Here is a 10,394-nt window from a genome sequence, read left to right on the forward strand (position 1 = left end):
AACTTAAGAAAAGATGGAAACCCAAAAAGTATAAAATAAAAGAAATACAACTTGTATAACTCCGACAGGAATAACAAATTTGCGTGTATAGTCAATTCAAAATTAAATCAGTAACCTGTATAGCTATAATAGGGTAAGACAGTTCCATTACTGCCCCGGACTTGCTGCGTACTTCCTGCGCTTAACGGTACTTTTAACCGCAGGAAGTACGCAGAAGTAGCGCAGGATGTGCGCAGAAAGCCGTATTAAATTAGTTTTTTATTGCCCTCAGCATCTCTCTTTTTCCTGGTGCGCCCGGCAACTTCTCTACTGTAAAGCCTATACTTTTTAAAGCACGCTTGAGCTTTCCGGTAATGGCATAGGTAACAAAGACCCCACCGGGTTTTAAAAACTGGCAGGTATGGGCGATGATCTCATCACTCCACATTTCCGGCTGATGCTGTACAGAAAAGGCATCGTAGTAGACCAGGTCAAATTGCTGTTCGGTCTGGTACCTGTGCAGCCAGGTGTGGACAATTCTGAGCTGCTGCTCCGGCTGGATGTTTACCGTTTGCTGCATGGCCTTTCCATAGTTGTGGATCATGTTGTCCCAGATCTCTGCGGGGATGTAATTGTTGTAGCCTGTGGATTCGAGTTCTTCATTGGTCAGCGGAAATGCTTCTAAAGAGGTATATTCCAGTTTGATCTTGTGCCATGCGCAGTAAGCGGCGCTCAGCAAGAAGTTCAGTCCGGTACCAAAGCCTACTTCCAGGACACTGATCTTCTGGCTGGGAAACTTAACCGCGGCATGCTCCAGGCCGGCGGCGATAAATACATGCTTGCTTTCCTGAAGTGCGCCGTGTTTGGAATGGTAATGTTCGCCAATGGCTTCATTGTACAGCGTGTTAGAGCCATCGGCGGTCGGGGTGATCTTGTTCATCGGTACAAACTTAGTAAAATTGGAGAATGGTTGCCGGATTACTGTTAACTTTAGACTTTAATGAGCTGTTATGAATATTGAAACGTTAAGAGATTACTGCCTGAGCCTGAACGGCACAACAGAAGGGATGAAATGGGATCACCTTTGCTTTATGATCGCTGAAAAGATCTTTATCCTGGCTTCACTGGAAGATGGTAACCTTTGTATGAAATGCGACCCTGAGGATTTTGATGAACTGGCCGCCAGGCCGGGAATAAAACAGGCGCCTCATTTTGCCCGCAGACAGTGGATAGCAATCGATAGTATGGACGTGATGACCGATAAGGAACTGATGGAACGGGTGGCAGCATCAAGAAAACTGGTGCTGAGCAAACTGAGTAAAAAGCTGCAGGAAACGTATGCCTGATCCTGGCGTGCGCTAGGGTAAAATCTGTGCTTTTGTAACTTATATGCGTGAATGGCTTTGATTTGCTTTCGATTAAGAAATTTTATTTAATCTTATATCGCCAAATTAAAGGAACACATTTTAACTCATCATTTGATATGAAACGATATAAGATCACTACCGTATTTTTGACTTGCCTGCTGATTGTTTTAGGGTTGCAGAGCCACGCCCGGCAGGCAGAAAAGGGACCGCTAAGGGTGGCGGTAGTTGGTACCAGTCATGGCCATGTGCCCTGGATTCTGAACAGAAAAAACAAATCGGATGTGACCCTGGCAGGGGTATATGAGCCGGATAAGGAGCTGGCAGCTAAGCGCATAAAAGACTTTAAATTAAGCGGTGAGCTGTTTTATACGGACCTGAATAAAATGCTGGATCAAGTGAAACCGGAGGCTGTTGTGGCTTTTGGTTCTGTTTACGATCATGCTATGGTAGTAGAGGTCTGCGCGCCGAGAGGTATCCATGTGATGGTGGAAAAGCCTTTGGCTACAACCCTTGCACAAGCTAAAAAAATGGAGGCGCTGGCAAAGAAATATAAGATCCATTTGCTGACCAATTTTGAAACTTCATGGTACCCGAGCAACGCGAAAGCATACCAGTTGGTAAATGACAGCAATTACGTGGGGGCGATCAGAAAAGTAGTGATCCATGACGGGCACCAGGGCCCGAAAGAGATTGGGGTGGGCAAGGAGTTTTTTGATTTTCTGACAGATCCGGTATTGAATGGCGGTGGTGCATTGATGGATTTTGGTTGTTATGGCGCCAATCTGATGACCCATCTGATGCATGGCCAGCAACCTGTCTCTGTAACTGCGGTAACCAGGCAATATAAACCAGCCATTTATCCAAAAGTAGATGATGATGCCACAATCATTGTCAATTATCCAACCGCGCAATGTGTGATCCAGGCTTCCTGGAACTGGCCGTTCAGCCGCAAGGATATGGAGATTTATGGGGAGACAGGTTATGTGTTTGCTTTGGACAACAATAACATGCGGCTCAGGGCAAAAAATGACAAGAAAGAGCATAGCCTGGTCGTGACTTCAAAGGAAATACCGGTTTATGAAGATCCTTTTGCTTACCTGGCTGATGTGGTGAGCGGTAAGATCACTGTGCCTGAAAACGGCTTGTATTCTTTGGAAAACAATGTAACTGTGGTTAGGATCCTTGAGGCTGCCAAAGAATCTGCTAAAACCGGAAAGACGGTATTGCTGAATACAAAGTAAAAAATTAGGGGGAGTCCGACGTTAGATTCCCCCTGGTTTGTTTGAGCGTTGCGAATATTATGGACTGAACTTCGTGGTCCAGTGTTTCTCTCTTTTCTGTAAAATTAAAGCACGCAACTTTGAAAAGTGGTGACATATTTTATTTTTTTTTATTATTTTAGAAATTATGGAAACTAAGCCGAGAAAGCGTGTCTCTGGCACGATAAGGGATAAAGAGCGTACCATGCTGAAATTGATTGAGGCGGTAGGTGAAATCATCAAGACCGAGGGCTATACGGCACTTGGGGTAAATAATATAGCAAAAAAAGCGGAAGTCCATAAGAAACTGATCTACCGGTATTTTGATAATAATGTCAATAACCTGATCGAGATTTATGTGAAGCGCAAGGATTACTGGCTGGAACTGGCTAAGGATATGGCGGGTATTGAAGAAGTGATCAGTATTCATGGCGGTGAGCCGCTGGTCAGGGAGATTCTGAAAACACATCTTGATCATTTCTACAGGGAGGAAGAAATGCAGAAGATCGTGATCTGGGAAACGAGTGAAAGAAATAAGCTGATGAAGGAGGTGGGGTTGAAACGTGAGGCTTTTGGTGATGAGATCTTTAAGCTGCTGGAGCCCCAATTTGAAAAATCTGACCTTGATTTCCGGGGTATAATGGCGTTGCAGGTAGCAGGCATCATTTACATGGTACTGCAGGCAAAGGCAAACGGCAATCCTTTTTGCGGAATCGACATCAATAAGCCGGAGGGTATGGCGAGGATCCATAAGGCGTTGGACCAGATTGTCGGTTTGGCTTATGCGAACCTGTAAGGTTTGCCTGTTGGTATTATAATGGCGAGAACAAAAATATAATTAGCCCAAAAATAAGAGGTATGTTTTTCGGGCTTTCAGGATGCCTAACCGATTTGTCGCTTTCCCTTCCCCCTCGTTATTTATGCGCCATGCAAATTTCGTAATCTGAGAGAGGACATAGGAATTTTTGCCCTGAAGAAGGGCAAAAATTCCTATGTCCTCTCTCAGATTACGAAATTTGTGAAGCACTAAATTAGCCCCCTACTACCACATTCTGATCCTGTCTTCAGGTTTCTTGTACAATTTATCACCAGGTTTCACATCAAATGCCTCGTACCAGGCATCCATGTTGACCGGAGCGCCGATGGTTCTGTAAGGTCCGGGTGAATGCGGATCAGTTTTGATGAACTGCGCAGCGGTTTCTGGCAAGATGTTTCCTCTCCAGACCTGTGCCCAGGAAAGAAAGAAGCGCTGGTCGGGTGTAAAGCCATCTATCTTTTCTTTGGACTGCCCCTGTTTGGTCATTTTAAATGCGGTGTAGGCCGCGTTCAACCCACCAAGGTCCCCAATGTTTTCTCCCATGGTCAGTTTGCCGATCACGTGAATGGTGTCCAGTACGGTATAGGCGTCGAACTGCTCGCCGAGGGCTTTGGCTTTTGCGTCAAATTTGCTGCGGTCCTCTTCGGTCCACCAGTTCTTCAGGTTACCGTCTTTGTCATATTTGCTGCCACTGTCGTCAAATCCGTGAGACATTTCGTGACCAATCACTGCACCGATACCGCCATAGTTGACTGCATCATCTGCATTTGGGTCGAAGAATGGAAACTGCAGAATGCCAGCCGGAAATACGATCTCATTCATAGTGGCACTATAGTAGGCGTTGACGGTTGGTGGCGTCATTCCGAAGCGGGTACGGTCCACAGGCTTGCCCAGATGGCCGATCATTTCGTTGTATGCCCATTGGCCGGCATTTCTCTGGTTCTGAAAATGGGTGGTTCTGGTAATGGTCAGGCCATCATAGGTTTTCCATTTGTCAGGGTAGCCGATCTTTGGAACAAATGCATGGAGTTTGGCCAGTGCTTTTTCCTTGGTAAGGTCGCTCATCCAGTCCAGGCCTTTGATCCTGATTTCAAATGCTTTTCGCAGGTTGCTGATCAATTCTGTCATTCGCGCTTTAGCCTCTGGCTTGAAATACTTGGCTACATACAGCTGCCCAAGGAGTTCGCCGATGGTGCCGTCTGTGAGTTGGGACATGCGCTGCCATCTGGGGGTTTGTACTTTTTGTCCGCTCTGAACCTGATTGAAAGCAAATGCCGCAGATACAAATGGCGAACTCAGGTGCGGAGCAGCACCTTTGAGGACATTCCATTCGAGGTAAGTTTTCCAATCTGTTACGGAAACTGTCTTCAGCAGTCCGTTCAGGCTAACGAAAAATTTAGGCGCAGAAACCAGAACAGTGTCTTGCCCTTTGACTTTGAATTTGTTAAGAATGTCTGCCCAGTTTAAGTTTGGAGTGGTTTTGCTGAAAGCCGCCACGGTAAATTTATTGTAGGTTTTATCCGGATCCCGCATTTCCACTCTCGGCATCTGGGCATTTGCCATTTGTTTCTCTATGGAGATGACCACTGCTGCTTTTTTCTTTGCTTCAGTGTCCGTTGAACCTGTTAATTTGAACAGTGTGACCATATAGGTTGTGTAGGCCGCGCGGATCTGGAGGCTGCGGGTGTCGTCTTTCAGGTAGTAGTCGCGGTCGGGAAGGGTGATGCCGCCTTGTCCAAACTGAGCAATGTAACGGGTAACGTTTTTATTGTCCTGCCCAACGCCGAAACTGAACATTGGTGCTGCGATTCCAGAACTCCGTAAATAGGAAGAATGATCCAGGATGGCCTGAAGGTCTTTTAATTGTTTGATCTTTTGAAGGTCGGCTTTGATCGGGGTGTAGCCAAGCTTTTCGATTTTTGCGCTGTCCATTGCGGCTGCATAGAAGTCACCAACACGCTTTTTGACAGATCCGGTTGCCGCAGACGGGTCTGCCGCAGCATTCTCTATCAGCCCTTTTACTGCATTGATGTTGAAATCGCGCAGGACATTGAAGCTTCCCCAGCGGGTTTCTTTAGCAGGAACAGGGTTGTTTTTGATCCAGGTACCGCTGGCGTATTGGTAAAAATCATCTCCCGGCTTGACGGTTAGGTCCATATTGGCGTTGTCGATCAGCCTGTCAGGCGACTGAGCCTGAGCGGAATAATTCACAGCCAATAACGCCAAAATTGCCATACAGCTTTTAAGTGTGGTTGTAGTCATAGAAATTAGTTAGTTGTCCGGACGCGACAAGGGCATCTGGGAGATAAAAGTAATAAATAGGCTTTTGGGATGGGAAGTCTAGTGAAAATATTACTTGTTGAACCAATAGTAGATCTTGGTAAGGCCAAGTCTCCTGAAAATGGTGCTGGTAAAATAAAAAACTTTAATGGCTTTCATTGCTAAGTTAGTTTATATGTATTTAACATATTTTAACATACTTTATTGTGCGGGACCGGAAATTCCTGTCTGATTTCTTTAAATTAATTTGCAGCAGCCTTCTTTTTAAGTTTTTGCCGCTGACCGAGGTATAAGCCGAAAACGACAAGCAGTGTACCGCCAATAGTGTATAGGGTAATGGGCTCATCTATAAGCCACCAGGCATAGAAAAAACCGAACAAAGGGCAGAGGAAGAGCCAGAGTGAGGCTTTGACCGTGTCGATTTTTAACAGATAGAACCAGCAGATCAAGCCAATGACAGACACAACAAGGCTGAGCCACAATGCCGAATACACAAAATGGCTGTCTATGATCAGGGTGGAAAAATCGCTGAAAACAAAAGTGAAAGGCAGCAGGAACAGCCCGCCAAGGGCTACCTGCCAGCCATTGATCAGGATGTTTGGCAATGTCCATTTGACCCGTGCATAATATACACTGGCAAAAGAAACTGAGACCATGCTGAGCATGAGTATGATCACTCCAAGTAAACTGCTGCTGCTGTTTTTGAGCAGGGGATAGGTGGCGATGCCAATGCCGGTCATGCCAATAATGATGCTGAATATTTCTGCTTTGGCTGGCTTACGTCCGATAAGCCACGACGAAAGCAACACAATGAGCAGCGGATTGGTGGATGTAGCCAGGCTGCCGATCCCTGCGGCGGTATACTTCATGGCATAGACAAATAAGCCCAGGTACACAGTAGTGTTCAGGAAGCCAAATAAGGCAAGCTGTTTCCATTCTTCTCCTTTGGGCATGCGGTAGGAACGGTCTTTTTTAAATGAATATCCGTAGAGCAATAAAACAATACCTGCTATGAAAAACCGGGTATTCCCAAGTATGAGGGGCGGAGCGGAAAGCAGACCGAATTTGGTCGCTACAGAGGCGGAAGCCCAGAGCATGGCAAAAAGTAAACCGATAGCGATGTTTTTCACCCGAATAGATTGTTGATTTTCACACATCAAAGGTAAGACAAGAAAACACTATATTTCATCAGTCAATCTTAACAAATTTTTCTAAGTTTGGCACAACTTATTATTCATTGAGATTTTATGAAGAGATTTATCTTATCTGTCCAGCTGGTACTGATTGCTGTTTGTGGTATTGCGCAACAAAAACAACTGACCATGCAGGATGCCATCGGCAATGCACGCACTACTTTGGCACCGCAAAACCTAACCCAGATACAGTTTTTATATGGTACGGAAAATTATGTGTATGCCAAACGTGCGGGTAATGAACCGGTATGGATGAAGGGTGGATTTAAGGAGGAAGAAAAATCATTCTTGTCGCTGGCCGAGCTGAATGTGAAACTGAAGGCCGCCGGGCTGGATTCGGCAAAGGCTATGCCCCTGATCCAGTTTAACCAGGGCGCCGATTGGATCATCGGTCTGAATGGTGCTAAGATAGCACTGAACCCAGTCAGCAATAAAGCTACTATACTGGTGGAAGCGGCGCTTGGGGGCAAGACGGGTCTGGAAGAAAGTAGGGCGGGTTATGTGGCTTACCTGGATAATTTCAATTTGTATGTCGCGAAAGGTGCTGAGCAAAAACAGGTAACTACAGACGGCACTGCTGATATTGTGTATGCGTCATCGGTGCACCGTGATGAATTTGGAATCAGTAAGGGTACTTTTTGGAGCAACAGCGGTAAAGTGCTCGCATTTTACAGGATGGACCAGCGTATGGTCAGCGATTACCCGATCATTGACTGGACTACAAGACCGGCAAAGAATGTAAATATTAAGTACCCGATGGCGGGGGATAAAAGCCACGAGGTCACGGTAGGCGTTTATAATGCAGAGACTAAAACGGTGGTTTACCTGAAAACAGGCGAGCCGGCGGAACAGTACCTGACCAATATTGCCTGGAGCCCGGATGATAAATATGTGTACATAGCGGTTCTGAACCGCGGGCAGAATCATCTGAAACTAAATCAGTATGATGCTGTGAGCGGCGTTTTTATTAAAACTTTATTTGAAGAAAAGGATGAAAAATATGTAGAACCGCTGGTACCCATGCTGTTCCTCAAAAATGATCCGGATAAATTCATCTGGCAAAGTAACCGTGATGGTTGGAACCATTTGTATCTGTATGACGGGAATGGGAAAGTCCTGAAACAACTTACCAAAGGCAGCTGGGAAGTGATGGAGGTAAAGGGTTTTGACGCCAAGGGGCAACGGTTGTTTTATATGTCCACAGCGGGGTCGCCGATAAGCCGGAATTTATATGCGTTAAACCTTAAGTCTGGCAAGGCAGTTCAGCTGACCCAGGGGCTGGCTGTTCATGGTGCCCAGGTGAGTACCTCTGGCAATACTGTAATAGATAATTTCAGCAGTCCGGAACAGCCGAGGGTCGTGCAGATTGTGGAAACCGGCTCTTTAAAGACTAAAGTGCTGCTAGAAGCAGCAAATCCACTGTCAGCCTATGCTACGGAGAATTCATCCATCTTTACATTCAAAAGCAAATCGGGTGATGATTTGTATGCAAGTTTATACAAACCCGTTGGTTTTGATGCTTCAAAAAAATACCCTGTCATTGTGTATTGGTATGGAGGCTCGCATGCGCAGCTGATCCTGAACAGCTGGAACGCCGGGGCAGGCGATTATTGGTTCAGGTACATGGCTGAGCGTGGTTATGTAGTACTGACCATAGACACCAGGGGCAGCGACAACAGGGGTAAAGTTTTTGAACAGTCAATGTTCCGCAGGGTAGGCGATGTACAGATGGAAGACATGATGGGTGCGGTGGATTATCTGAAAAGCCAGTCATACGTGGATGCCGCAAATATGGGTTTATTTGGCTGGAGCTTTGGCGGATTCAACACCGTGGATTTTATGGTGAGTCATCCGGGAGTCTTTAAGGCTGCTGTAGCCGGCGGACCGGTGATCAACTGGGCTTTTTATGAAGTGATGTATACGGAACGCTATATGGATACACCGCAGGAAAATCCTGATGGATTTGCGGCGACCTACCTGAGTAATAAGGTTGGTCAGCTCAAAGGAAAGCTATTACTAATCCATGGGCAGCAGGACCCGGTGGTGGTCCAGCAAAATTCAGTTGATTTTGTGAAGAAAGCGGTGGATGCGGGGGTACAGGTCGACTATATGATCTATCCCGGACATGAGCACAATGTGATCGGTAAGGACAGGATACATTTATACCAGAAAGTGACAGACTACTTTATGCAGAATCTGAAATAAGCATCAGGGCACGAATACTTGGTTATAATATTCCTTTCAATTCTTTCGCTACTCGCTCTGCCATCCTCAAAAATCCCAGATCAGAAAGATGGGTCCCGTCTGTAGTCGCCTCATGGTCACTGCCGATGAGCTCAGCGGATTTAATGTAATAGATCCCCTTGTATTTCTCTTTAATCAAACGGTCGTAGCTGGTCTTGAATTCCGCATTCTGACTGGTCAGCCGGGTTTTTGCCTGATTGTCCCAGTTTGCCGCCTGCCTTTGAATGCTTTCTACCATAACGATCGGCACGTCAGGTTTCAGTCTCCTTAATTTGGCAATAAGCGGATAAGATCTTTCCTTAATTTCCTCTGGTGACGGATTAGGCACACAATCCATTACATATACGTCAGCTGGTATTGCGGCCAGCAGATCGGCAATCTCTATTTCCATTTTACCGTTTCCGCTAAAGCCCAGATTGATGGTTTCTACATTGATTTTTCTTGAAAGTATAGATGGATAAGCCATACCCGGTCGGCTGGCTGAGGCACCCTGTGTAATGCTGGAACCGTAAATGACCACTTTTTTCTGGTTTAGATATTCCGGAGCTGCAGGTTTTATTTCTGCGGATTCATCTACTCCTATTTCCAGGCTGCCCAATTCAGTATACAAAGGCAGATAAATTTTGTAATGCCTCATTTGTCCATCCAGGTTGCCGATAAGCGTCCGTGAATTTTCATCTTTTGAAGGGATACCGACTCCGGCAAACTGCCATTTCTTTCCATTCCATCCATACAGATCCAGGCCGCTCACACCCAGGGGAGACATATTGCCCATTACCCGGTAAGGATTTAGTTTCCATTTTGCGGCAATATTTTTAGAATTGGTCTGAAAGGTGATGCTGATACCCGCCGGATTGAGAGAAAGTGTTTGCACAGCTTTAGTCAGGGCTTGCCTTTCCGCTGCTTGTATCCTATAGTAATTTTCGGTGCTTTTTGGCCACTGGCCACTTTTACTGAGGTGCTGGGCGTCAATATATTTGTAGACCGGTCCTTGCTGCGCCTGAGCGGCCGCTATTGTGAACAACAAACAGGAAAGCAGAAAGTATTTTCTTAGTTTCATAGATTTTAGTTATTAAACGCCGTATAAATCATGTCGTTTCAAATATATTCAATTGCGTGTTAAAACATAAATTTGGCATACCTGTCTTTTTTATTCTTATTTTTGCCATTTCAATCTGATACTTTTTTGATACAATGAGCATTTCTACAAAATACGATCCGGCAGCAACCGAAGACAAGTGGTACAGCTACTGGA

Annotated in this window: 8 protein-coding genes; 4 read left to right on the plus strand and 4 right to left on the minus strand. The window is 45.6% G+C overall.

Annotated elements, in window-relative coordinates; all coding sequences use genetic code 11:
* Positions 1-250 precede the first annotated feature (250 nt).
* Positions 251-919 carry a tRNA (5-methylaminomethyl-2-thiouridine)(34)-methyltransferase MnmD gene (gene mnmD, locus VK541_RS18965; protein WP_324371975.1) on the minus strand — a complete coding sequence of 223 codons (669 nt, stop codon included), beginning with the start codon at positions 917-919 and terminating at the stop codon, positions 251-253.
* A 70-nt stretch (positions 920-989) separates the two neighbouring features.
* On the opposite strand from mnmD, the gene VK541_RS18970 reads away from it, so the two are divergent.
* The 3 genes from VK541_RS18970 to VK541_RS18980 all read left to right on the plus strand — a co-directional run bounded on the left by VK541_RS18970 (position 990) and on the right by VK541_RS18980 (position 3,401).
* Positions 990-1,325 carry an MmcQ/YjbR family DNA-binding protein gene (locus tag VK541_RS18970; protein ID WP_324371977.1) on the plus strand — a complete coding sequence of 112 codons (336 nt, stop codon included), beginning with the start codon at positions 990-992 and terminating at the stop codon, positions 1,323-1,325.
* A gap of 137 nt (positions 1,326-1,462) precedes the next feature.
* Positions 1,463-2,587, plus strand: a complete 1,125-nt coding sequence (locus tag VK541_RS18975; RefSeq protein ID WP_324371978.1) for a Gfo/Idh/MocA family oxidoreductase — start codon at positions 1,463-1,465, stop codon at positions 2,585-2,587.
* Between the two features lie 166 nt (positions 2,588-2,753).
* Complete coding sequence (locus tag VK541_RS18980; RefSeq protein WP_324371979.1) at positions 2,754-3,401, plus strand: TetR/AcrR family transcriptional regulator; 648 nt, start codon at positions 2,754-2,756, stop codon at positions 3,399-3,401.
* Between the two features lie 246 nt (positions 3,402-3,647).
* Here VK541_RS18980 and VK541_RS18985 read toward each other — a convergent pair whose 3' ends face one another.
* Both VK541_RS18985 and VK541_RS18990 read right to left on the minus strand, forming a co-directional pair.
* Positions 3,648-5,684: a M13 family metallopeptidase gene (locus tag VK541_RS18985; protein WP_324371980.1), complete on the minus strand. Its 2,037-nt coding sequence runs from the start codon at positions 5,682-5,684 to the stop codon at positions 3,648-3,650.
* A gap of 260 nt (positions 5,685-5,944) precedes the next feature.
* On the minus strand, positions 5,945-6,832 hold the full coding sequence (locus VK541_RS18990; protein WP_324371981.1) for a DMT family transporter: 888 nt from the start codon (positions 6,830-6,832) through the stop codon (positions 5,945-5,947).
* Between the two features lie 117 nt (positions 6,833-6,949).
* Between VK541_RS18990 and VK541_RS18995 the strand changes: the two genes are divergently transcribed.
* On the plus strand, positions 6,950-9,100 hold the full coding sequence (locus VK541_RS18995; protein WP_324371982.1) for a S9 family peptidase: 2,151 nt from the start codon (positions 6,950-6,952) through the stop codon (positions 9,098-9,100).
* A gap of 22 nt (positions 9,101-9,122) precedes the next feature.
* On the opposite strand, the gene VK541_RS19000 is transcribed toward VK541_RS18995, so the two are convergent.
* A complete protein-coding gene (locus tag VK541_RS19000; RefSeq protein ID WP_324371983.1) occupies positions 9,123-10,199 on the minus strand; it encodes an SGNH/GDSL hydrolase family protein in 1,077 nt (358 codons plus the stop codon).
* Positions 10,200-10,394 lie beyond the last annotated feature (195 nt).

The sequence above is a fragment of the Pedobacter sp. genome, assembly GCF_035317785.1.
Lineage (GTDB): Bacteria > Bacteroidota > Bacteroidia > Sphingobacteriales > Sphingobacteriaceae > Pedobacter.

What these genes read in the sequence shown, in the direction of transcription:
- mnmD (WP_324371975.1), bottom strand. Translation starts at nt 919, where the DNA reads ATGAACAAGATCACCCCGACCGCCGATGGCTCTAACACGCTGTACAAT.
- VK541_RS18970 (WP_324371977.1), top strand. Translation starts at nt 990, where the DNA reads ATGAATATTGAAACGTTAAGAGATTACTGCCTGAGCCTGAACGGCACA.
- VK541_RS18975 (WP_324371978.1), top strand. Translation starts at nt 1,463, where the DNA reads ATGAAACGATATAAGATCACTACCGTATTTTTGACTTGCCTGCTGATT.
- VK541_RS18980 (WP_324371979.1), top strand. Translation starts at nt 2,754, where the DNA reads ATGGAAACTAAGCCGAGAAAGCGTGTCTCTGGCACGATAAGGGATAAA.
- VK541_RS18985 (WP_324371980.1), bottom strand. Translation starts at nt 5,684, where the DNA reads ATGACTACAACCACACTTAAAAGCTGTATGGCAATTTTGGCGTTATTG.
- VK541_RS18995 (WP_324371982.1), top strand. Translation starts at nt 6,950, where the DNA reads ATGAAGAGATTTATCTTATCTGTCCAGCTGGTACTGATTGCTGTTTGT.
- VK541_RS19000 (WP_324371983.1), bottom strand. Translation starts at nt 10,199, where the DNA reads ATGAAACTAAGAAAATACTTTCTGCTTTCCTGTTTGTTGTTCACAATA.